Origin of the sequence: Streptosporangium sp. NPDC002544, assembly GCF_040295965.1 — a bacterium.
Lineage (GTDB): Bacteria > Actinomycetota > Actinomycetes > Streptosporangiales > Streptosporangiaceae > Streptosporangium.
In genome coordinates this window covers 1-21058 of the sequence record NZ_JBEOWJ010000001.1, presented here as the reverse complement: position 1 = coordinate 21058, position 21058 = coordinate 1, and the positions used below count along the sequence as shown (strand labels likewise).

Annotated in this window: 21 protein-coding genes; 4 read left to right on the top strand and 17 right to left on the bottom strand. The window is 70.6% G+C overall.

What is annotated here, in order from left to right; all coding sequences use genetic code 11:
* Positions 1 to 425: 425 nt before the first annotated feature.
* The 14 genes from ABT061_RS00105 to ABT061_RS00040 form a co-directional block, all read right to left on the bottom strand.
* Complete coding sequence (locus ABT061_RS00105; RefSeq protein ID WP_350910995.1) at positions 426 to 1580, bottom strand: thiolase C-terminal domain-containing protein; 1155 nt, start codon at positions 1578 to 1580, stop codon at positions 426 to 428.
* Complete coding sequence (locus tag ABT061_RS00100) at positions 1577 to 1990, bottom strand: Zn-ribbon domain-containing OB-fold protein (RefSeq protein WP_350910993.1); 414 nt, start codon at positions 1988 to 1990, stop codon at positions 1577 to 1579. The genes ABT061_RS00105 and ABT061_RS00100 overlap by 4 nt, the downstream gene beginning before the upstream one ends.
* Complete coding sequence (locus tag ABT061_RS00095) at positions 1987 to 3588, bottom strand: AMP-binding protein (RefSeq protein WP_350910991.1); 1602 nt, start codon at positions 3586 to 3588, stop codon at positions 1987 to 1989. The genes ABT061_RS00100 and ABT061_RS00095 overlap by 4 nt, the downstream gene beginning before the upstream one ends.
* Positions 3585 to 4622, bottom strand: coding sequence for an acyl-CoA dehydrogenase family protein (locus ABT061_RS00090; protein ID WP_350910990.1), 1038 nt, complete (start codon positions 4620 to 4622; stop codon positions 3585 to 3587). The genes ABT061_RS00095 and ABT061_RS00090 overlap by 4 nt, the downstream gene beginning before the upstream one ends.
* The gene (locus ABT061_RS00085; protein WP_350910989.1) at positions 4619 to 5833 is read right to left on the bottom strand and encodes an acyl-CoA dehydrogenase family protein; all 1215 of its coding nucleotides are present in this window, start codon (positions 5831 to 5833) and stop codon (positions 4619 to 4621) included. Before ABT061_RS00085 ends, ABT061_RS00090 begins: the two co-directional genes overlap by 4 nt.
* On the bottom strand, positions 5830 to 6744 hold the full coding sequence (locus tag ABT061_RS00080) for an LLM class flavin-dependent oxidoreductase (RefSeq protein ID WP_350910988.1): 915 nt from the start codon (positions 6742 to 6744) through the stop codon (positions 5830 to 5832). Before ABT061_RS00080 ends, ABT061_RS00085 begins: the two co-directional genes overlap by 4 nt.
* 88 nt (positions 6745 to 6832) lie before the next feature.
* Positions 6833 to 7618: an LLM class flavin-dependent oxidoreductase gene (locus ABT061_RS00075; RefSeq protein ID WP_350910987.1), complete on the bottom strand. Its 786-nt coding sequence runs from the start codon at positions 7616 to 7618 to the stop codon at positions 6833 to 6835.
* A gap of 25 nt (positions 7619 to 7643) precedes the next feature.
* Positions 7644 to 8765, bottom strand: coding sequence for an ABC transporter substrate-binding protein (locus ABT061_RS00070; protein ID WP_350910985.1), 1122 nt, complete (start codon positions 8763 to 8765; stop codon positions 7644 to 7646).
* 252 nt (positions 8766 to 9017) lie between these two features.
* Positions 9018 to 9866, bottom strand: a complete 849-nt coding sequence (locus ABT061_RS00065) for a MaoC/PaaZ C-terminal domain-containing protein (RefSeq protein WP_350910983.1) — start codon at positions 9864 to 9866, stop codon at positions 9018 to 9020.
* Positions 9867 to 9894: 28 nt separating this feature from the next.
* Positions 9895 to 10809 (bottom strand): hydroxymethylglutaryl-CoA lyase, encoded by a 915-nt coding sequence (locus ABT061_RS00060; RefSeq protein ID WP_350910981.1) that lies wholly within the window; start codon positions 10807 to 10809, stop codon positions 9895 to 9897.
* A gap of 2 nt (positions 10810 to 10811) precedes the next feature.
* Positions 10812 to 11927: an acyl-CoA dehydrogenase family protein gene (locus ABT061_RS00055; RefSeq protein ID WP_350910980.1), complete on the bottom strand. Its 1116-nt coding sequence runs from the start codon at positions 11925 to 11927 to the stop codon at positions 10812 to 10814.
* Positions 11928 to 12070: 143 nt separating this feature from the next.
* Positions 12071 to 12706 carry a TetR/AcrR family transcriptional regulator gene (locus ABT061_RS00050; protein ID WP_350910978.1) on the bottom strand — a complete coding sequence of 212 codons (636 nt, stop codon included), beginning with the start codon at positions 12704 to 12706 and terminating at the stop codon, positions 12071 to 12073.
* 61 nt (positions 12707 to 12767) lie between these two features.
* On the bottom strand, positions 12768 to 13955 hold the full coding sequence (locus ABT061_RS00045) for an acetyl-CoA acetyltransferase (RefSeq protein ID WP_350910976.1): 1188 nt from the start codon (positions 13953 to 13955) through the stop codon (positions 12768 to 12770).
* Positions 13955 to 15346, bottom strand: a complete 1392-nt coding sequence (locus ABT061_RS00040; protein ID WP_350910974.1) for a zinc ribbon domain-containing protein — start codon at positions 15344 to 15346, stop codon at positions 13955 to 13957. The genes ABT061_RS00045 and ABT061_RS00040 overlap by 1 nt, the downstream gene beginning before the upstream one ends.
* A 134-nt stretch (positions 15347 to 15480) precedes the next feature.
* On the opposite strand from ABT061_RS00040, the gene ABT061_RS00035 reads away from it, so the two are divergent.
* From ABT061_RS00035 to ABT061_RS00025, 3 genes are read left to right on the top strand one after another with little or no spacing between them, the layout of a single operon-like run.
* Positions 15481 to 16689, top strand: a complete 1209-nt coding sequence (locus ABT061_RS00035; protein ID WP_350910972.1) for an acyl-CoA dehydrogenase family protein — start codon at positions 15481 to 15483, stop codon at positions 16687 to 16689.
* Complete coding sequence (locus tag ABT061_RS00030) at positions 16686 to 17729, top strand: TIGR03617 family F420-dependent LLM class oxidoreductase (protein WP_350910970.1); 1044 nt, start codon at positions 16686 to 16688, stop codon at positions 17727 to 17729. The genes ABT061_RS00035 and ABT061_RS00030 overlap by 4 nt, the downstream gene beginning before the upstream one ends.
* On the top strand, positions 17726 to 18211 hold the full coding sequence (locus ABT061_RS00025; RefSeq protein WP_350910968.1) for a nuclear transport factor 2 family protein: 486 nt from the start codon (positions 17726 to 17728) through the stop codon (positions 18209 to 18211). Before ABT061_RS00030 ends, ABT061_RS00025 begins: the two co-directional genes overlap by 4 nt.
* A 78-nt stretch (positions 18212 to 18289) precedes the next feature.
* Here ABT061_RS00025 and ABT061_RS00020 read toward each other — a convergent pair whose 3' ends face one another.
* The 3 genes from ABT061_RS00020 to ABT061_RS00010 form a co-directional block, all read right to left on the bottom strand.
* Positions 18290 to 18472: a hypothetical protein gene (locus ABT061_RS00020; RefSeq protein ID WP_350910966.1), complete on the bottom strand. Its 183-nt coding sequence runs from the start codon at positions 18470 to 18472 to the stop codon at positions 18290 to 18292.
* The gene (locus ABT061_RS00015; RefSeq protein ID WP_350910964.1) at positions 18472 to 18963 is read right to left on the bottom strand and encodes a flavin reductase family protein; all 492 of its coding nucleotides are present in this window, start codon (positions 18961 to 18963) and stop codon (positions 18472 to 18474) included. The genes ABT061_RS00020 and ABT061_RS00015 overlap by 1 nt, the downstream gene beginning before the upstream one ends.
* A 617-nt stretch (positions 18964 to 19580) precedes the next feature.
* On the bottom strand, positions 19581 to 20216 hold the full coding sequence (locus ABT061_RS00010) for a TetR/AcrR family transcriptional regulator (RefSeq protein WP_350910962.1): 636 nt from the start codon (positions 20214 to 20216) through the stop codon (positions 19581 to 19583).
* Positions 20217 to 20328: 112 nt separating this feature from the next.
* Here ABT061_RS00010 and ABT061_RS00005 point away from each other — a divergent pair, with 112 nt between their 5' ends.
* Positions 20329 to 20892, top strand: a complete 564-nt coding sequence (locus ABT061_RS00005) for an NADPH-dependent FMN reductase (protein WP_350910960.1) — start codon at positions 20329 to 20331, stop codon at positions 20890 to 20892.
* The last annotated feature ends 166 nt before the right edge of the window (positions 20893 to 21058 follow it).

The window sequence follows — 21058 nt, the reverse complement described above, 5'->3', positions numbered from 1 at the left end:
ATAGGGCCCCGGCGTCTGGGGGAACGGGGGGGGGGCGCCCACCGTTCGGTGCCCGCCCCCGCCGTTTCCGCACGCGCCACCGCTCAGAGCATGCGATCGCCGCCCAGGACCAGCGTGCCCGAACTCATTCACACACCGCAGCTCAGAGCATGCAACCGCCGCCCAAAACCAGCGTGCCCGAACTCATTCACACACCGCAGATCAGAGCATGCAACCGCCGCCCAAAACCAGCGTGCCCGAACTCATTCACACACCGCAGCTCAGAGCATGCAACCGCCGCCCAAAACCAGCGTGCCCGAACTCATGCACACACCGCAGCTCAGAGCATGCAACCGCCGCCCAAAACCAGCGTGCCCGAACTCATTCACACACCGCAGCTCAGAGCATGCAACCGCCGCCCAGGACCAGCGTGCCCGAGCCGCAGATCAGAGCGTACGGCCGCTGCCCAGGACCAGCGTGCCCGAGCTCATGAACATGCCGCCGACCCCGGTGGCGAGGCTGACATCGACCCCGGGGACCTGCGCCGCCGCCGTTCCGCGGACCTGGCGCACCGACTCCTGGATCGCGAACATGCCGTACATGCCGGTGTGGGTGTAGGAGAGCCCGCCGCCGTTGGTGTTCATCGGCAGCGACCCACCGGGCGCGGTGTTCCCCTCGGCGATGAACGCCGGCGCCTCGCCCCGCTTCACGAAACCGAGGTCTTCCAGTCCGTACACCGGAACGTGCGCGAACGCGTCGTAGATCATCAGATGGTCCACGTCGTCGTGCGAGATCCCGGCCTGCCGCATGGCGGCCGCCCCGCCCATCTCGATGGCGCGGGACGACGTCAGGTCGCGCAGCCCGGAGACGACCGAGGACTCGCTCGACTCCCCCGCGCCCAGCACGTAGACCGGCGGCGACGCGGAGCCGAGGTCGCGGGCCCGCTCGGCCGAGGTCAGCACCAGGGCGCCACCGCCATCGGTCACCAGGCAGCAGTGCAGCAGGTGGACGGGGTCGGCGATCACGGGCGACGCGAGCACGTCCTCGACGGTGATCGGGTCGCGCAGCCTGGCGCGGGGGTTACCCGCCGCCCACTGGCGCTGCACGACCGGGACCATGGCGAACTGCTCCCTGGTCATCCCGTACGTGTGCATATAGCGGCGTACGCCGATCGGGAACAGCGACGGCGCCCCGATCGGGCCGTGCGGGACCTCGAACTGCGCCATGTACGACTGCGGCGCGGGCGCCCACGGCACCATGCCCACCCGGGAGCGCCCGGACTCACCATGCGTGACCAGCACGGTCGTGCAGAGCCCGGACACGATGGCGGCCATGGCGTGCCGCACGTGCAGCATGAACGAACTGCCGCCGACGTTCGTGCCGTCCAGATATTCCGGGACGATTCCCAGGTAGTCGGCCACGTCGATCGGAGACTCACCGGCGGACGCGACGCCGTCGACGTCGGCCGCGGTGAGGCCCGCGTCGCGCAGCGCGTTGACGGCCGCCTGGGCGTGCAGCTCCAGCGCGGACATGTCGGGGACCTTGCCGATACGGTCCGTCTCGGCGGCGCCGACAATGGCGATCTTGCCTCGGAGGCTCATCCCTCATCCTTTCTTGGCCGGAATTCGACGACCTTCCGCTCACCCCGCTGTTCGAAGACCACTTCGAGCTCACCGTCGATGACGAGCCCGCTCCCCGCCTCACCGGCTCCGGTGACGGTGGCGAGCAGTCTGGGCCCCTCGGCCAGCCTGACGAGCGCGACCACGTACGGCACCTCGCCCTCGAACCCGGGCGCGGCGCGGTGGTTGACCACGTACGACTCCAGCGTGGCCACGCCGGAGACCGGTTCGAGCGCGACCTGGTCCGACATGCACGCCGGGCAGTACGCGCGCGGATAGAGGAAGAAGTCGCCGCACTCGCGGCAGCGCGGCACCTTGAGCTCACCCCCGTCGACGGCCTCGAAGAAGCCCGCGGTGTCAGGGGTGGGCAGCGGCAGGGGTTTCGTGCTCATCCGGATCGCCTCCCGTCCGTTTCCGCCGGCCCGCCGGAGGGCTCGCCGGCTCCTTTCGCCGCCTGGGGCAGCAGGTGCTTGCGGAGTTTTCCGTTGGCGCCGCGCGGGAGCGTCTCCACCGTCTCGATCCGGCGGGGCACCTTGAACCGCGCGATCCGCTCCCGGCAGAACCGGATGATCTCGTCGCCGAAGTCCGGCTCGGCGGCGCGTTCACGCGCCCCGTCCATGGGCTGGACCACCGCGCAGACGATCTCGCCCCACTCCTGGTCGGGGATGCCGATGACAGCGGCGTCGGCGATGTCGGGGTGCTCCAGCAGCGCCGCCTCCACCTCGGCCGGGTAGACGTTGACCCCGCCGGAGACGACGACCTCGGCGGTCCGGCCGAGCAGGAAGAGGTATCCGTCCTCGTCGAGGTAGCCGAGATCGCCCACCGTCACGTAGCCGTCGGTCACGCTTGAGCGGGTCTTCTCCGGGTCGCCGTGGTATTCGAAGGCCCTGGGGCCCATCTCCAGGTAGACCCGGCCCTTCTCACCCGGACCCGGCTCGCGCCCGTGCTCGTCCATGATCCGGACACCGGCGCCGGGCTGGGCCCTGCCGACGCTGCCGGGCCTGGCCAGCCACTCGCGGGAGTCGATGACGGTTCCCGCGGCCTCGCTGGCGCCGTAGTACTCGTACACCACCGGGCCGAACCAGTCGATGATCCCGCGCTTCACCGCGGGCGGGCAGGGGCCCGCACCGTGGATCAGGTTGCGCATGCTCGACACGTCGAACGACGCGCGTACCTCGGGGTCGAGCGCGAGCAGCCGGTGCATCTGGGTGGGCACGACGTGCGTCGTGGTCACCCGCTCCTCCTGGATGAGCCGGAGCATCCCGGCCGCGTCGAACCGCTCCATCAGCACCACCCGGTGCCCCAGGTGCAGCGACGCCAGGGCCAGCCCGTTCACGGCGGTGTGCGACAGCGGGGAGGTCACCAGATGGGTGCCGTCTCCGAGCGGCTCGACGTCGAACATGCCCAGTTGCCAGAGCGCCCCGGCGCCGAGGACATCATCGGGGTCGCCACCGGCCAGCGCCCGGCTGATGCCCTTGGGACGGCCCGTGGTGCCCGAGGTGTAGGCCATGAAGGCACCGGACACGCGGTCCTCGACCCGGTCCGCGGAGAACGGGGCGGCGGCCTCCTCCAGCAGGCGAAACCCCTCGGCGGGCAGGGTGGAGAAGCGCCGCTCCCCGGCGAGACCCACCTCGTCGAGCGCGGCCGACACGGTGTCCGCGTACCGCGGGGAGGTCACCACGGCGCCCGGCGCGCAGTCGCCCATGATGTACGCGATCTCGCCGGCGCTGAGCGCGGTGTTGACCGGGATCAGGTACCACCCGGCCTGCTGGCAGGCCAGGACCGTCTCCAGGGCCGCGATCTCGTTCGCGGCCACCAGCGCCACCCGGTCGCCGGGCCGCAGGCCCAGGCCGCGCAGCAGCCGCGTGATCCGGTTCACCCGGGCCAGCAGCTCACCCGCGGTGACCGATGAGCCGTCCGGCGCGACGGCGGCGATCCGATCGGGGAAGCGCTCGGCGATCCGCCAGAACCCCAGGTCCCCGGTGCTCATCGCCGCCCTCCCGCACGGGCGACCACCATCTCGGCGAGCGCGCGCCGGTGCTCTCTGGCGGTCCCGAAGGCGGCGGACAGCGACATCGAACGCTTGAGCCAGAACTGCAACCCGTACTCCCAGGTGAACCCGATCCCGCCATGCAACTGGAGCGCCTCCAGGTCGGCCGGTTTCGCCGCCTCCCCCGCGTACGCCTTGGCGACCGCGGCCCGCACGGCGGCGTCCGGGGCGCCGGTGTCCCGAAACGCGGCCATCGAGGCGGCACCCGCCAGGTCCACCACCGTGGCGACGTTCGCCAGCTTGTGTTTCACCGCCTGGAACGATCCGACGGGCCGGCCGAACTGCCTGCGCACCTTCACGTAGTCGACCGTCACGTCGAGCAGGTGCCGGCTCACGCCGGTGAGCAGGCACGCGGCGCCGGCCACGGCCCGTGTCCAGGCCCGTTCGACCGCGGCGGCATCCCGGCTGATCACCTGCCCGTCCGCGGCGTCCCAGGCGACCCGGTAGAGCGGATAGAGCGGATCGACCGCCTCCTGCCACTCCGCGGTGAACGCCCCCTTCTCCAGTGCGCGTACGCCACCGCTCTCGCAGACGAGCAACAGGTCGGCCTGGCCGGCCTCCAGCGCGACGGGGGTGCGCTCACCGAACGAGACCGCCACCAGCGCGTCACCGGAGGCGATGCGGGGCAGCCAGGCCGCCGCGAAATCCTCGGGCGCCGCCTCCTGGATCAGCGGGCCGGCCACGACCGCGGTCTCCAGGAAGGGCTCGGGCACGGCGAACTCCCCCAGAACGTGCAGCACGGGCGCGAGCACGTGCTCCGCCAGGCCCACCCCGCCCCACCGCTCGTCCAGCAGGACCGAGGTCAGGCCCAGGTCCGCCAGGCGCCCCCACAGCTCCGCGTCGTGGGCGGCGCCTGCGTCCAGGCACCGGCGCAGGTGGTCCTCGCCCGCGTGCTCCTCCAGCAGCCGGCGGGTCGCCTCGAGGAGTTCCCGCTGCTCTTCGTCGAGCGGAATGTTCATCGCAGGTGTGGTCATCGTCGGGGCTCCATCGGCAGCTCCAGGAGGCGTTCGCTGATGATGTTCCGCTGGATCTCGGAGGTCCCCCCGAAGATCATGGCGGCGCGCGCGTACCAGTACCGGTGGTGCCAGTCCGCCCAGACGCGGGCGGCCTGTGGGGTGAGCGCCTCTCGCACCACGGACGAGCCGCCGCCCATGGTGCCGAGCCCGCCCATCAGGTCCAGGCCCGCGGCGAAGATGTGGTGTTGCGTCTCGGTCCAGTACAGCTTGTTGATGCTGGCCTGCAGGTCGAGGTTGACGCCGTTCTCCGACAGCTCGGCGAGCCGGTAGACGTTGGCCCGGTACACCTCGGTCTCGACGAAGAGCCGCCCCAGCTCGTCCAGGGCGAGCGGGTCGTCATCAAGGCCACGCGCCCGCACCAGCTCCGCGAACGACTCGACGTCGGCGGAGTATTTGGCGTGGTCGCCGAAGACGGCGCCGCGCTCGAAGCCGAGCGTGGACATCGCGACCCGCCAGCCGTCGCCGATCTCCCCCACCGCGTTCGCGACGGGCACCCTGACGTCGGTGAAGAAGACCTCGGCGAAGCCCTTCGTCCCGTCCACCATGGCCAGCGGGCGGACCTCCACCCCGGGGGAGCGCAGGTCGACGCAGAGGAAGGTGATCCCCCGGTGCTTCTTCTCCCTGCCCGCCTCGGGATCGGTGCGCACCAGCGCGAATATCCAGTCGGCGAAGCCGCCGAACGACGTCCAGGTCTTCTGGCCGTTGACGACGAACTCGTCGCCCTCGCGGACCGCCTGCGTGCGCAGCGAGGCCAGGTCGGAGCCGGAATCGGGCTCGCTGAACCCCTGGCACCAGATGTCCTCGCAGGACAGCAGCCGCGGGATCCAGCGCCTGCGCTGCTCCTCCGTGCCGTAGCGCATCAGGATCGGGCCGAGCAGGTACAGGCCGCCCATGTTGACCCGGGCGGGCGCCCCGGCCCGGTAGTACTCCTCGGCGAAGGCGATGGTGTGGAAGAGGTCGGCGCCGCGGCCGCCGTACTCCTCGGGCCAGTCGATCGCCGCGTAGCCGCCCTCGAAGAGCACTCGCTCCCACTCCCGGTGCTGCTCGAACCCCTCCGGGCTCGTCCAGGACCCCAGTGGTCCGCGCGGCACGTGCTCCTCCAGCCAACCGCGCACCTGCGCGCGGAACGCCTCGGTGTCGGGCGCGGCGGCACCGTTTCGCAAGCTCATACCGCAAGCCCCAGTGCCTGCGAGATCTCGTGCATTACATCTCCATAGTTCTCGGGTGTCATGCGCAGGGAGAGGTTCACTCCGTTCGCTCCGAGTTCGAGGTAGCGCTCCACCATCGGGCGCAGCTCGGCGAGGGCGCCGTGGAACCGGAGGCCGGCGACGACGTGGAAGTCCTCACGGGAGCGGCCGTTCTCCCGCAGCCCCGCCTCGACCTCGGCCAGGTGGCGGGAGAAGTCCCCGGTGGTGAGGTTCCACGGATACCAGCCGCCGGCGTACCTGGCCGCGCGGCGGATGGCCGCCTTCGAATGGCCGCCGACCAGGATGCGCGGCAGCGGCCGGCCCGTGTCGGGCATGGCGGGCACCCCCGGCTCGCCACCGGTACGGCCCCAGAGCTCGGAGACGCGAGCCAGGTTGCTCTCGCACCGGGCGCCGCGCTCGGCGAAGGGTACCCCGGCGGCGGCGAACTCCTCCGCCGACCAGCCGACCCCCACCCCCATGTCGAAGCGCCCGCCGGTGAACAGGTCGAGTGTGGCCAGTTCCCTGACCAGGAGGCGCGGGTCGCGCATCGGCAGCAGCAGCACCGAGGAGCCGACGCGCAGCCGCGTGGTGTGGCGGCACAGTTCGGCGGCCGCCTGGAGCACGTCGAGCAGCCCCTGTTCCTGGGCCGCCTCCACCCGGGGCGCGGTCGCGGCGGCGTCGCCGTACCTGTGGACCTCGACCACCTCGGGGTTGGCCGAGCTGGGAGCGGCCGGGTAGGGGTAGGCCGACTCGTACTCCTCGAAGAAGACCAGGTGCTCAGGCAGCCACAGCGCAGAGAAGCCCGCCGCCTCGGCGGTCAGCGCGAACGTGCGCATATATGCCAGGTCCCGTTGCGCGGACCCGTCGAACAGGTCCACCAGACCGATCTCCATCGCCGCTCCTTCCGATCTCGTCGTCGTGTGGAGAGCCGTTTCAAGCCGTCGTGCGAGGGCGCACGCGTGAGGTTCGCGCGGGGCCGGGTCAGGCCCCGGCGAGGGCGCGCAGCCGCTCGGGCGAGGGCAGGTCGCCGTAGACCGCGACCAGTTCGTCGACCCGGATGGAGGGGTCGCGGGTCAGCAGCTCGCGCGCCGGACCGATCTCCTGCTCGGGGACGAACCAGGTGCGTCTGACCTCGCCCTGGTCGCGACCCGCGTCACCGAGGGTCCTGGCAAGCAGGGCGAGGGCGCCGGGGAGGTCGGCGGGCGTCAGCAGCCAGCCGAGCCACCCGTCCGCCTCGCGGGCCAGCAGCCGCAGCACGTCCTCGCCGCCGTGACGCACATGGATGCCGGGTCCGCCGCCGACCGGCCGGGGCAGGGCGATCGCGCCGCTGAACGCGACGCGGTCGCCCTGGTGGGAGGCACGGCGTTGCGACCACAGGGCCCGCATCGCCGCCAGGTACTCCGACGTCGTGCCAAGCGTGTCCCCGCCGGGGGCGCCGCCCAGAGCGAGCGGCACCTCCCCGAGGTCCAGCCCGTATTCCAGCCTGCCGCCGGCGAACCAGTCCAGCGTGGCGACCTGCTTGGCCCGCAGTGCCGGACCCCGCACGGAGAGGATGTCCCCGCTCAGCCCAAGGCGGATCGAACCGGTCGCCCGGGCCGCGCACTGCAGCCCGAGGACCGCGTCGTGTCCGCCACCGATCTGCTCTCGGTCGCCGACCGCCCACCACGACGCGAGGCCCGCGGCCTCGGCCGCCGCGGCGGCCGCCTCGATCTCACCGGGCAGGCCGGGCCCGCCGACCGTGATGTCGCACGCTACGCCGTACTCCATTGGAACGTTCCTCCCCTCTCGGAGCTCAGCCTGCGGGGTTCAGCAGGGTGAGCTTCCCGTCGCCGGTCCACTCGAGGTAGACACCGGGATCGTCCAGGACCGCCTGGCCGTTCTCGTAACGGAGCTGGCCGTAGACGGTGTCCTGGGTGGTGATCTGCGACAGCGCCTTGCCGACCGCCTCGGGCGACGGGTCGCCGGACTTCTTGAGGCCTTCCGCCAGCAGCCACATCGCGGTGTAGCCCTGGGCCGCGAACATGTCGGGCTCGGCGCCGAACTTCTTGGTGTAGAGGTCGGTGAACTTCTTGGCGGTCTCATTGGCCGAATGACCCGCGGCGAAGGGGGTGGCGAACGCGAGGCCCTTCAGGCCGGCCCCGCCGGTCTCGAACAGGACCGGGCCCGAGGCACCGTAGCTGGACAGGATCCGCTTGTCGTAGCCGCGCTCGCGCAGCGACCTGGCCAGCAGCGAGGACGACAGGCCGAGCATGCTGCTGATGACGACGTCCGGCTTCTTGGCCTCGATCTGCGCGGCGGGCGCGGTGAAGTCCCGGTCGGCGGCGCTGGTCGAGACGGTGTCGAGCACCTGAACGCCGTTGCGCTCCATCGCGCTCTTCCAGACCTTGCCGTCGGCGACCATGGCGTCGTTGTCGCCGTTGACGACCAGGACGGCGGTCTTGTAGCCCTCCGCCTTCACCATGTTGTCGACGAACTTGTCGTAGACGCCGCCCGGCGCGGACGGCAGGATGACGGGGCGGAACAGGTCGGGCGGAGAGGCGAGCCCGTCCAGGATCGCCGAGGTGACGACCCCGGGCGTCTTGCTCTGCCTGATGACCGGCGCCAGGGCCCCGGCCTCACTGGACAGGCCGCAACACAGCACACCGGACGCACCGTCGGCGACGTACTGCCGGTAGAGGGCGATCGCCTTGGCCGGGTCGGACTTGATGTCCTCCACCTTCAGCTCGACGGTCGCGCCTTCGCCGAGGAACCCGGTCTGGTTGATCTCCTCCGCGGCGAGCTCGGCACCGTTTGCGATGGGCTTGCCCGCGAACGCGGCGGCGCCGCTGAGCAGGGCGGGGAAGCCCACCTTGTAGACCTGGCCTTCGTCCGGCCCACTGCCACCCGACGAACCGCACGACGTGAGAATCATCATGACGGAGAGGGCCGCGCTGATGACAGCGAGGCTCGAACCTCTCCTTGCACTCTTGAGACGAGACACTGCTTACCCTCCTGGGCTAGGCCCCCAACAACCGGACCCCCGCCTTTAAAGCAAACGCTTGCTTTAAAGCAACTGTTTGATTATGCGAGACGTGATATTGGAAAAGCAAGAGGTCAACGCGGTTTTTCGGTGGGAGTGGCGGTCGGGAGGCCTGTTCCCCCTGGCCTTCGGTGGCCGGTGCCGCCGTCAAACGTCCAGAAGGGCGCCGCCGCGGTCGATGACCGTGCCGCCCTCCTCGGTCGAGGTCAGGAAACGGACGTCGGCGCCGTCACGCCAGAGCGCCACAGAAAGGGTGTCCCCCGGCGTCACCGGTCGGCTGAAGCGCCCTGACATGCCCCTCAACCGGGAGGCGTCCCCGTCGCAGAGCCCGTTCACGATGGCGCGGGCGGTGAAGCCGTAGGTGCACAGGCCATGCAGGATCGGTCGCGGGAACCCGTACTTCCCGGCGAAGACCGGATCGGAGTGGAGCGGGTTGCGATCCCCGGTGAGCCGGTACAGGAGCGCCTGGTCGGGCCGGGTGGGCATGCTCACCACGGCGTCTGGCTCGCGGTCCGGCGCCGCCCACTCCGACCGGGGGCCGCGCTCCCCGCCGAAGCCGCCGGCCCCGCCCAGGTAGGCGCAGGAGCGGGAGACCGCGAGCGGTTCCCCGGTGGCGGCGTCGGCCGTGCGGGTCTCGGTCCAGAGCAGGGCGTCCCTTCCCTTGTCCCACATGTCGGTGACCGTGGTCGTGGACACCGCCCTGCCCTCGGGAGGCAACGGGCGCTCCAGCAGGAAGTGCTGTTCGGCGTGGACGGCCTTGCCGGGGTCGTAGGAGCCGACCTCGGGCAGTCCGCCGATATGACCGATGAGCACGGCGAAGCTCGGGATGACCTGCTGTCGGACGCCGGTGCTGTTCTCCGTGGTGAACTGGAGCTCGCCGCCCGGGTCCCGCGCCCCGGCTCCGACGGCGAGCGCGTACAGCAGCGACTCGCGGGCGGTCCACTCGATCTCGAAAGGGCCGACCGTACTGCCGATGTAGGCGGGGTCCAGGGGCATGCTGTTCTCCGGTCCGGTCAACGTGGGGTCAGGATGCGGCGAGCCGGGATCGCGGGCCCGCCTTGAGGAGGCGCGACGGCAGTTCGCGGCCGACGATCCGCTGGGCGAGGTCGGCGACCTCCAGCAGCGCGTCCAGGTCGACGCCCGTGTCCACGGACAGTTCCTGGAGCAGGTAGACCGCTTCCTCGGTGGCGATGTTGCCGCTCGCCCCCGGGGCGTAGGGGCATCCGCCCAGGCCGCCGACGCTCGCGTCGAACTCGGTGACGCCGGACTCCAGGCCCGCGACCAGGTTGGCCATGCCGGTGCCCCGGGTGTCGTGGAAGTGCAGGGCGACCCGGACATCGGGCGCCTGGTCGCGGAAGAGGCCCACGATCCGGCGCACCCGGGGCGGCGAGCCCATCCCCGTGGTGTCGCCGAAGCAGATCGAGTCGGCCCCGTCGGCGACGGCGCGCAGCGCGAACGCGGCGACGCGCTCCGCTGCGATCTCACCCTCGTAGGGGCAGCCGAACGCGGTGGCGACGATCACCTGGCAGCTGGCGCCATTGCCGTGGGCGAAGTCGATGACCTCGGCGATCCCGTCGAGCGACTGCTCCGGGGTGCGGTTCACGTTGCGCAGGTTGTGCGTCTCCGACGCCGAGACCATGATCTCCAGGTCGGTGAAGCCCTCGGCCAGGGCACGCTGCGCCCCGCGCAGGTTGGGCACCAGCGCCGAGTACTCGATGCCCGCGACCGGTTCCACCGCGCCCCACACCTCGGAGGCGTCCGCCATCTGCGGGATGGCTCTGGGGTGGACGAACGCCACGGCCTCGATACGCGACAGACCGGTCGTGCCCAGTGCCGCGATCAGCTCCGCCTTGCGGATGGTGGGCACCGGGAGTTCGTTCTGGAGCCCGTCGCGCGGACCCACCTCACGCAGGACGACGCTGGACGGCATATCGGACATATCTAGACTCCGAGGTTCCGGGCGACGATCTCGCGGTGGTACGTGGGGGTGCCGAAGAGGGAGAAGTCGGTCAACGCCCGTCGGAAGTGGTGGGAGAGCTCGTGCTCCCAGGTGAACCCGATCCCGCCGTGAACATGGATCGCCTCCCTGACCACGTGCAGCACCGCGTCCGAGGCTCGCGCCTTCGCCATGGAGGCGGCGTTCTCCCAGCCCGGCTCCGCGGCGGCGGCCTGGTCGAGCGCGGACTCCACCGCGGACCTCGCCGACTGCGTCTCCGCGTACATGTCGGCCAGCTTGTGCTTGATCGCCTGGAAGGACCCGATGGCCCTCCCGAACTGGGTGCGCGTCTTGGCATAGTCAATGGCCAGCCACAGGCACCGCTCGCCGATGCCCAGAGCGTCCGCCGCGGTCAGCAGCGCCCCTTCGGTGAACGCCCGAGAGGCCAGGGCGGCCGCCTCGGCCCCCTCGGCCAGCACGCGCCCGGGGACGCGGTCCATCCTGAGCACTGCCAGGTCCCGGCTGTCGTCCAGCGCCTTCATCGGCTCGACGGCGAGGCCGCCGGCGCCGCGCTCGACGAGCACCAGGCAGGCTTCCTGCGGCGCGGCGGCTCCCGCGGCGCGGGCCAGGACGACAAAGTGCGTCGCCTCTCCACCCGCGGCGACAAATCGCTTGAGCCCGGAGACCCGGCAGCCGCCGTCCGCACGCTCCGCCTCGGTGCCCGGGGAGGCGAGGTCGGTCCCTGCGGAGTCCTCGTGCAGCGCCAGGGCCACGACCGCGCGCCCGGCCACGATCTCGTCCAGGAGGCCGCGATTCCGGTCGACGCCCGCCCGCCCCAGCAGCGGCACCGCCAGGCCGGCCGTCACGAGGAGCGATGCCGGCAGCCCGACCCGTCCGGCCTCGATCAGCGCCGTGCCCAGGTCGGCGATCGACCCGCCCTGGCCGCCCGCGTCCTCGTCCAGCAAAAGGCCGAGGATGCCCAGTTCCTCGGCGAAGGCCTGCCACAGCGGCTCCTCGGCCCCTCCGCGGGAGACGCGGCTGACCTCGGCCGGACTGTGGGCATCGAGAAACCGCCCGACGGTGTCCCCGAACTCTGCACGGAGGTCTGCGTCCACCCGCATGCGTGTCCTTTCACTATTTCAAGCAAGCAGTTGCTTCATTTTCTTCCCGGACTGCCGCGATCCGATTCCGGAGCCACCGAACGCGGCCCGGGGGGGAGCGACGGGAAGGCCCCCTGCCCCGCCCGGTCAGCGAGGTCAGCGGCTCACGGGACCTGCACGCCGCGCAGGAGCAGCACGGTCTCGATCTCGATCAGCTCGTCGATGGTCACGGAACCCGCCGGGTCGAACCAGCGGATGACCGCCTGGACGGCGCCCATCACGGTCCGGTAGACCATCCGCGCGCTGAACTCGCCGCGGAACGCGCCGCTGTCCATGCCCGCCTGGATGACGTCTATCCAGATCCGCTCGACCTCATGCTGGCGTTCGACGATGGAGGGGAAGTCCTGCACGTAGGACCAGTCGTTCTGCAGGATCAGGACCTCGTTGCGGTTGCGGACCAGGCTTCGCAGCGCCCTCGCCATCAGCCCGGTCAGCGCCTCGGAGGGATCGGCGGCCTCCGCCACCGCGGACTGGTATTCCCGGATGATCACGCCGAGGTAGTCGACGAGCACCTGCTCGACGATCGCCTCTTTGGAGTCGAAATAGTAGTAGAGGCTCCCCGAAAGCATGTTCGCCTCGTCGGCCACGTCCCGCACTGTCGCGTTGGCGAAGCCCTTCTCGGCGAAGACCTTGGAGGCGGCGAGCAGAACGCTTTCCTTACGCGCCTGTCCGGCGGGCGATCCCATCGACCTTCGCCGTGTCTGGGAAACGCTCTTGGTGGTCTTTCCTGGAGGGGTCATCGACTCGTCCTACCTCAACTGAACATGGGGCGAAATCTTCAGGCGCGTATATCACGCCGACTCAGGGTGCCTGACTGGACACGATCGAGACGGCGCTCACGAGCGCGCCGGGACTACCTCCTTGATTTTGCACTAGTCCGAAGGCGGGATTCGCGACTTGGCGCTCACCGGCCTCACCCCGGAACTGCTGCCACATCTCGAAGAGCATCCGCAGGCCGCTCGCGCCGACAGGGTGGCCGAAACTCTTCAGCCCCCCGTCCGGATTGACCGGCAGCGCGCCACCCAGGTCATAGCGACCCGCCAGGACATCCCGCCACGCCTGTCCGCGCGCCGAGAAGCCGAGCTCCTCCATCAGCACCAGCTCGGTCGGTGTGAAGCAGTCGTGCACCTCGGCCAGCGAGATCTGGCCGGCCGGGTCGGTGATGCCGGCCTGCTCGTAGGCGGTCTGGCTGGAGTGGACGACCTCGGGCAGATCGCAGTAGTCGTACCGGTCGTCGTTGCGCCCGGTCGCGGCCCCCGCGCTCAGCGCGAGCGCGTGCACGTACAGCGGACGGTCGGTGTACCTGTGCGCGTCCTCGGCCCGGACGATGATCGCCGCCGCACCGCCGTCCGCGACACCGGAGCTGTCAAAGACACTGAGCCTGCCGGCGATCGCCGGCGCGCGAGCGATGACCTCCTTGGAGACGTTCTTACGGAACTGCGCCCGAGGGTTTAGTGCACCATTGGCATGGTTTCGCCATGCAATGTGCGTCATGGCCTCTTTGACCTGTTCCTCGGAAATCCCATAACGCCGCGCGTACGACGGCACGATCATCGAGTACATGGCGGGCGCGCTCAGATTCGGCGGCGTACCGTCATTGGGCACGCTGGGCATTTCCAGCCCGGAGAAACCAAAATCCTTCAGCTTCTCCCCGCCCACCGCCATCACCGTGTCATAGGCGCCGGAGGAGACCGCGTAACAGGCGTTCCTGAACGCCTCGGATCCGGTGGCGCACATGTTCTCGACCCGGGTGACCGGCCGGTTGCTGATATTCATCGGTCTGGTCAGGGTGAGGCCGGAAACGCCGGAGGTCATCGTTCCCAGCCAGTAGGCGTCCACGTCGCCCAGCTCCAGGCCCGGGACGCTCCGCACGGCGCCGAGGGTCGCCTCGACCAGGAGGTCGTCCACCGACCGGCCCCAGAGCTCGCCGAATCTGGTGCAGCTCATGCCTACGATGGCCACCGGGTTCTGTAGAGCGTGGGCGGGCATCAGGACTCCTCCTTGTAGGGGTGAACCTTCCAGATGTAGTTGCGGATCTCGTTGGACGCCACGCTCGCGAGCCGGAAGACAGGCGCGACCCGATCCCCGATGGCCACCTCACGCCCGGGGGCGTCGGTCATCTCGAACTCGAACCGGCCACCGCCGTCGAAGTCGACGGCCACCGCCTTGGCCGGCAGCTGCACGGACTCCGAGAGCCAGTCGTCGGTGAATGTCGCGACGGTGCCCAGCAGGTCCCGCATGGGCGCGGGCTCGCCCTGGTCGACGGCCCCGCAGCCGAGGCAGACCTGCCGCGGCGGGAGGTTGCGGGTCCCGCAGGCGGTGCAGCGGGCCGCGGTGAAGGAGAACTTCCAGCGCATGGTCCGCCACGACGCCGGCGGGGCGGGAGCCTTGACCTCGGGACGCCGCGGCGGTTCCCGGTCCAGCACGCCCCGCCAGGTGAGGTAGTCGGCGTACCGAAGCGGGAACACCGTGGAGGACACCGGGGAGGCACCCGCCGCGCGGAACGCGCCGAGCTCGGGCGTGGCGCGGAACACGAACGCGTCGGCCCCGTCCGCGGCCAGGACGGCCAGGATCGTCTGCCCGGGCTCGGCCCGGTCCAGCGCGGCGCAGAGCCGCAGCCCGAAGTCCGCGGTGCCCGCGTAGCCGGTGTCATCGGCCAGGCCGGCCGCGAGCTGGTCCGCGCCGAAGCGCCTGCGCGCGGCCTGTACGGCGCGCAGGTGCGGGCCGCTGATCACCACGTGGTCGATCTCGGACGGTTCGAGCCCTGCCTCCTTGGCCGCCTCCGCGGTCACCGCCTCGATCAGCTCCAGGTATTCGTCGACGCCGAAGCGCTCCTCCCAGGACCGGGTGCGCAGCGCGCCCGGGGAGCGCCAGCGGTCCAGCAGCTCCATGGTGCGGACCGCGCTGCCCAGCAGCTCGGCGACCGGGTTCTCCCCCATCGCGAAGGCCGCGGCGGCGTCTCCGCCGTACAGTTCGTCCTCGGAACCGGGAAGTCCGTACCGCAGGTCGGCCAGGGCGACGACGGCTCCGGCGCCCCTGAGGCCCGCGCGGAAGGCGCCCGCGCCGGACCGAATGGAGCCGCACGCGTCGAAGGCCGCCAGCTCCTCGGGCAGGCCGAGCGCCATGGCGACCGCCGAGGCGTTGCTCCGCTCCATGTAGGCGGGGCGGGAGCTGGCGAACCAGAGCTCGGCTGGGAGAAAGCCGGGCGACCGCCGCAGGGCGCGCCGCAGCGCCTCCACCGCGAGGGTCGTGCTGTCCTCGTCGTGCGAGGCCACCGAACGGGTGCCCTTCAGCCCCGGAAGCCCGAGAGACCTGCCGATCTCACTCCGGTCGAGCCGGTAGGCCGGGATGTAGGCGCCGTAGGCGGTGATTCCGATCATCAAGGTTCCTCTTGGTCCCGGGCCGGGCGGATGCTCACCCCACGAAGCATGTAAATCAAGCATTTGCTTTGCTAGCATAGCCAGCCCCGAACAGCTGAAGCAAACGCTTGACGGGGCTGAACCGTTGGAGGACCATGAACCGGCTACCCGACGAGGACGAATTCCACCGCGAGGTGGTCGCGTTCCTCGACTCCTACGCCACCCGCCGCTCCGATGAGACCGGTCAAGCGGTCTGGGGCCGTGGCGACGACCGGGTCTCCGTCGTCGCCGAGCGGGCCGAGGGCGAGGAGGAGGAGATCGCCCGTCTCAAGGACTACCGCGCCGCCCTCGACCGGGCGAGGCTCGCCTGGATCGACGGCCCGGCCGCCTACGGCGGGCGCGAGCTACCGACGCACTACGCGACCGGGTTCCGCGAGCTGGAGTCCCGGTACGACCTGCCCGATGACGGCTACACGAGATTCAGCGTCTCGACGTTCTGCCCCGCGCTGCTGAAGCATGGCTCGGAGTTCCTCAAGCAGACATACCTGCACCGCCTCAGGAGCGCCCGGCTCCTCGCCTGCCAGCTCTTTTCCGAGCCGGGCGCGGGGTCCGACCTGGCCGGCCTCAGCACCAGGGCGGAGCGGCACGGCGACGGATGGATCCTCAACGGGCAGAAGGTCTGGAGCTCCGGCGCTCACTACAGCGACCTGGGGCTGTGCATCGCGCGTACGAACCGCGACGCGCCCAAGCACGCCGGCCTGTCCACCTTCCTGGTCGACATGCGGGCCCCCGGCGTCGAGATCCGCCCGATCCGGCAGCTGACCGGCGGCGCCTCCTTCGACGAGGTGTTCCTCACCGACGTGTACGTGCCCGACGACCACCGCCTCGGCGAGGTGGACCAGGGCTGGCGGGTGGTGGTCGACGTGCTGCTCAACGAGCGCGGCGCGATCGGCCTGGAGAGCGGCATCGACGAGGCGCTGCTGTTCCGCCTGGTCGACCTGGTCAGGCACACCGGCGCCGCCGGGGACCCCCGCGTCCGCGACGCCCTGGCCGACCTGCACATCCGGAGCTGGGCGGCGCGCGAGACCACGACCCGGCTGCTCGCCGCCGCCAAGGGCGGAGTGCCGGGGCCCGAGCTCGCCCTGTCGAAGCTGATCCTCGTCGATCTGCTGCGCAGGGCCGGCGACATCGCCTCCGACGTGCTCGGCACCGCGATGATCGCCGACACCGGCGAGTGGGGGACGTTCGCCTGGTCGGAACTGACCCTCGGGCTGCCCGGCCTGCGGGTCGGCGGCGGGACCGACGAGATCCTCCGCAACGCGGTGGGCGAGAGAGTACTGGGACTACCGAAGGACGCCAGATGAAGATCGATCTCGGGATGATCGGTTCCTCCGCCGCCGTGTGCGGCCCGATCGCCACACGGGCCGAGCGGGTCGGTTTCGACGGCCTGTGGGCCAGCGAGAGCGTGACCGACGCCTTCCTGCAGTCGCAGGCGGCCCTCACCGCCACCACCACGACCACGGTCGGCACCGCCATCGCCGTCGCCTTCGCCCGCAATCCGATGTCCACCGCCTACCTGGGCTGGGATCTGGCCGCACTGTCGGGCGGGCGATTCGTCATGGGGCTGGGCACCCAGATCCAGGCACACATCGAGCGGCGCTTCTCCATGCCGTGGAGCAGCCCGGTGGCGCGGATGCGCGACTTCCTCACCGCGATGAACGCGATCTGGACCGCTTGGCGCACCGGGTCGAAGCTGAACTACGAGGGCACCCACTACCGGCACACCCTCATGTCGCCGGTGTTCACGCCGCCCCACCACGACCTGGCCATCCCCGTGATGATCGCCGCCGTCGGGGACAGGATGACCGAACTCGGCGGGGAGCTGTGCGACGGCCTGATCCTGCACGGCATGACCACCACGGCCTACCTGGACGAGGTCACCCTGCCCGCGCTGCGGCGCGGCATGGAGACGGCCTCACGCGACCGGTCGGAGGTCTCGCTGTACTGCCCCATCTTCATGGTGATGGGTGACACCGAGGAGCAGTTCGAAGAGATGAAGCGCAAGACCCAGGAGCAGATCGCCTTCTACGCCTCCACCCCGGCCTACCGCGGAGTCCTCGCCTCGGTCGGGTACGAGGAGCTGCAGCCCGAGCTACAGGCGCTGTCCCGCGCGGGCGAGTGGGCCAGGATGGGCGATCTGATCGACGACACCCTCCTCGGGCACATCGCGGTCCTGGGGCGGCCCGAGGAGATGCCGAAGCTCTGCAAGGAGCGGTTCTCCGGCCGCCTGGACCGGATCTCCTCCTACCATCCATGGCCGGTGGACGACGACGACCGGCTGGCTGAGATCCTCCGCGGGTTCGCGGACGGAGCGGAGAACAGAGTGGAGGAGGTGGCCCGATGAGTGGTCTCACCGAGGAGTCGCTGCGGCGGCTGGCCGACAAGGAGGCCGTCACCGAGGTGCTGCTGGCCTACTGTGACCTGGTGGACCGCGGCGAGGTGGACGAATTGGCCGGCCTCTTCACCGAAGGCGCCTCGTTCGACTACGGCAACGGCGCGGTCTTCACCGGCAAGAAGACGCTGCACGCCCTCTTCACCGACCGGCTGGGCCGGTACCGCGCCACCAACCACCACGCATCGAACATCCGGGTGGGTTTCTCCGGCGACTCGTCCGCATCGGCCGTCAGCTACGTCTACGCCTGGCACGAGAGCGTGGAGAGCGGCGAGCAGCTGCACGTCTGGGGGCGGTACACCGACACGCTGGTGCGGTCGGAGCAGGGCTGGCTGCTGGACACCCGCCAGGTGCGGGTCGCCGGCGCCTCGGCGCAGCCCGCGTTCCCACTGCCCGAGCGGTTCGAGCGGTACCCGCGCAGGGACCTCGGCTGACGGTGCGCGAACGCGCGAGCGCCCTCCCGGCCGGGCCGGGAGGGCGCTCGCGTGCACCGGGCCGGACACGGTCTGCGATCAGGCGTGGCGGTGCATGCCACCGTCGATGTGGATGGTCTCAGCGGCGATGTCGCCGGCGACATGTTCCGGTAGGTCACCGCGGCGGGCGACCGGGAGCGACCCGGCCCCCTCCGCCGGCCCACGGGCGATCGCCCGCCCGATGCCCATGCCCGCACGCGCTCCCGCGAGTCCGAGGTCCATCAGGGGGTGCCGATCGGCACGAGCTCGTGGTAGCGGCCGTCCAGGTAGGCCAGCGGGGCGTTGTCGCCGCCACCGTTCATACAGGCCTCCACCACCCGGCCGATCACGATCGTGTGGTCGCCGGCCTGGACGCGCTCGGTGAGCAGGCACCTCACCCAGGTCGCGACCCCGTGCAGCAACGGTTCGCCGGAGGAGAGGGCGGTCCACATCTCCGGGTCGCTGAAGCGTTCCTGCGCGCTGCGCGCGAAGCGGGTCGCCAGGTCCGACTGCCCGGCCTCCGGCCAGTGGATGAGCACGCTCTCGGCCCTGGAGAGCGCCGCCAGGCTCGACGAGGTCTGTGCGATCGCGAACGACAGCAGCGGCGGGTCCATCGACACCGAGACGACCGAGGTCGCGGTGAACCCCACAGGTCCGCTCGGTGACCCGAGCGTCACCACGGTGACCCCCGCCGGATGGCGCCGGAACACCGAACGGAACAACTCACCTGACACAGAGCGCTCATCAGTCACAGCAACCATCCCGCCACTTCCAGATCGGTGATCGATTCACCGTGTTCACCAGCCGATCGAGGGCGTCCGAGCTCAGAGCGAGGCTGAGCAGAGCCGGGTGGCAGAACCAGCCAGCCTGGACATCTCGACCTTAAAAGGCAGTGGCACAAATGTCAAGCAATTGCTTGCTTTACACACGGCGGCGCAGCGCCCGTACCGCTTCGAAACTCATCGCACATGGCCTGAACTGGAGGTATGCGGTTCGCGACACTCGTTGATCACTCCCCGGCGCCCGATCCGGCCCTCCACCAGCACGACGGCTTGCCCCGTTCTTCGTGATCGGGTGGTCGTTACGGCGGGATCGGTGCGGTGATCGACATGCGCGCCGAGCACCCGACCGGAGGTGTCGCTCGTCGTAGATCAGTATCCGGTCGGCGCACTCGGCCCCCCGCCGGAGTCGCCCTGGCTCGGCGGACATGTCAGGGCTTTCGGCCACGCGGTCTCCGTGGGCGTTCTCGAGGGCCTGATCCCTGTTGCGGCTTGTTGATCGCGATCAACGCCGCTGGAGGCACTTCACCGCCGCCGGCCCGGCACTCGCGAAAGCCACACTCGGGCAAGGCCTACCGGCGCGTCACGCGGGCGACGAATTCCACCCAGCCCGCCTCGAGGCGCTCCGCGGACAGGTTGCGTTCACTGCGCAGATAGTCGATGAGCGCCGTGTCCAGGTAGCCGAGCAGCGCTTCCGCGAGGAGCTCGATGTCGCCGGTGACGCCGGCCTCGCGCAGCAGGACCGCCACATGCGTGACGCGGACCGCACGAGCCGGAACGGCGTAACGACGCTTGGAACACTGCTCCGCCTCAAGGTACAGGTCGGTGTACTTCATCAGATGACGAAGGGTCGCGACACCAAACGCCTCAAGCCGCTCCACCGCCGGCGCACCGGGCCCGAGCGGAGGGGGACCGGACAGAAACGTCTCCTGGTACTCGCGCTCCGCGTGGTCCAGCAGGGCGCGCATCAGACCCACTCGGTCGCCGAAACGACGGAAGACCGTGCCCTTGCCGACCGAGGCGGCGACGGCGACGGCCTCCATCGTCACGTGTTCCGCGCCTCGCTCCGCCACCAGCCGGGACGCGGCCTCAAGCAGGCGCATCCGGTTACGTGCCGCGTCGGCACGCTCCTGATGACGCTCGTCCGCCAGAGGCAGCCCCCGCATCGGGGGCGATGCGACCTGAGTGGGGGCGGGGGGTCGGGTCATCTGCCCAGCATAGCGCGCCCGGCCGCAAGTGGACCGTAGTCCGCTTATGTGGTACATCTACTTTCGGGACGATTGTCCACAAATGACCGTTTTGCCTCCAATAGGAGTTTTCATGTCCGTCCGCATCCTCGCCCTCGTCGGCAGCCTCCGGGCCGCCTCGCACAATCGGCAGCTCGCCGAAGCGGCCGTCAAACTCGCCCCCGAGGGCGTCGAGGTCGAGATCTGCGAGGGTCTCGCCGACGTCCCGTTCTACAACGAGGACATCGACGTCGAGGGCAGCGTTCCCGAGGCCGCCCTGAAGCTCCGCGAGGCCGGTCGGCGGGCCGATGCCTTCCTCCTCTTCTCGCCCGAGTACAACGGCACGATTCCGGCCGTCCTGAAGAACGCGATCGACTGGTACTCCCGTCCCATGGGCTCCGGCACCTTCGTGGGCAAGCCCGTGGCGGTCGTCGGCACGGCGTACGGCCAGTACGGCGGCGTGTGGGCTCAGGACGAGGCACGCAAGGCCATCGGCATCGCAGGCGGCACCGTCCTCGACGACGTCAGGCTTTCGATCCCCGGCTCCATCGTCCGCTTCGCCGAGACCCACCCGGTCGACGACAGCGAGATCACCGAGAGGCTGCCCACCGTGCTGAAGCAGGTGGCCGCCGCGGCCGAGCAGGCCACGGCGGCCTGAGGAACACAGCCGTTCCCACCGGCTCTGGAACGCCTGTCCACTTCGGCCGGGAGGGTTCGTGTCCTGTCGTGGGGGGGCCCCCGCCCGCGGGGGGGGGGGGGGGGGGCGGCGGGGGGGGGGCCCACACCGCGCGACCGGGGGCCCCGGGGGGCCCGGGGGCGGCCCC

Bases quoted from the DNA above. Each gene is read 5' to 3' on its own strand.
- ABT061_RS00105 (WP_350910995.1), bottom strand. From the start codon at position 1,580: ATGAGCCTCCGAGGCAAGATCGCCATTGTCGGCGCCGCCGAGACGGAC.
- ABT061_RS00100 (WP_350910993.1), bottom strand. From the start codon at position 1,990: ATGAGCACGAAACCCCTGCCGCTGCCCACCCCTGACACCGCGGGCTTC.
- ABT061_RS00095 (WP_350910991.1), bottom strand. From the start codon at position 3,588: ATGAGCACCGGGGACCTGGGGTTCTGGCGGATCGCCGAGCGCTTCCCC.
- ABT061_RS00090 (WP_350910990.1), bottom strand. From the start codon at position 4,622: ATGACCACACCTGCGATGAACATTCCGCTCGACGAAGAGCAGCGGGAA.
- ABT061_RS00085 (WP_350910989.1), bottom strand. From the start codon at position 5,833: ATGAGCTTGCGAAACGGTGCCGCCGCGCCCGACACCGAGGCGTTCCGC.
- ABT061_RS00080 (WP_350910988.1), bottom strand. From the start codon at position 6,744: ATGGAGATCGGTCTGGTGGACCTGTTCGACGGGTCCGCGCAACGGGAC.
- ABT061_RS00075 (WP_350910987.1), bottom strand. From the start codon at position 7,618: ATGGAGTACGGCGTAGCGTGCGACATCACGGTCGGCGGGCCCGGCCTG.
- ABT061_RS00070 (WP_350910985.1), bottom strand. From the start codon at position 8,765: ATGATGATTCTCACGTCGTGCGGTTCGTCGGGTGGCAGTGGGCCGGAC.
- ABT061_RS00065 (WP_350910983.1), bottom strand. From the start codon at position 9,866: ATGCCCCTGGACCCCGCCTACATCGGCAGTACGGTCGGCCCTTTCGAG.
- ABT061_RS00060 (WP_350910981.1), bottom strand. From the start codon at position 10,809: ATGTCCGATATGCCGTCCAGCGTCGTCCTGCGTGAGGTGGGTCCGCGC.
- ABT061_RS00055 (WP_350910980.1), bottom strand. From the start codon at position 11,927: ATGCGGGTGGACGCAGACCTCCGTGCAGAGTTCGGGGACACCGTCGGG.
- ABT061_RS00050 (WP_350910978.1), bottom strand. From the start codon at position 12,706: ATGACCCCTCCAGGAAAGACCACCAAGAGCGTTTCCCAGACACGGCGA.
- ABT061_RS00045 (WP_350910976.1), bottom strand. From the start codon at position 13,955: ATGCCCGCCCACGCTCTACAGAACCCGGTGGCCATCGTAGGCATGAGC.
- ABT061_RS00040 (WP_350910974.1), bottom strand. From the start codon at position 15,346: ATGATCGGAATCACCGCCTACGGCGCCTACATCCCGGCCTACCGGCTC.
- ABT061_RS00035 (WP_350910972.1), top strand. From the start codon at position 15,481: ATGAACCGGCTACCCGACGAGGACGAATTCCACCGCGAGGTGGTCGCG.
- ABT061_RS00030 (WP_350910970.1), top strand. From the start codon at position 16,686: ATGAAGATCGATCTCGGGATGATCGGTTCCTCCGCCGCCGTGTGCGGC.
- ABT061_RS00025 (WP_350910968.1), top strand. From the start codon at position 17,726: ATGAGTGGTCTCACCGAGGAGTCGCTGCGGCGGCTGGCCGACAAGGAG.
- ABT061_RS00020 (WP_350910966.1), bottom strand. From the start codon at position 18,472: ATGGACCTCGGACTCGCGGGAGCGCGTGCGGGCATGGGCATCGGGCGG.
- ABT061_RS00010 (WP_350910962.1), bottom strand. From the start codon at position 20,216: ATGACCCGACCCCCCGCCCCCACTCAGGTCGCATCGCCCCCGATGCGG.
- ABT061_RS00005 (WP_350910960.1), top strand. From the start codon at position 20,329: ATGTCCGTCCGCATCCTCGCCCTCGTCGGCAGCCTCCGGGCCGCCTCG.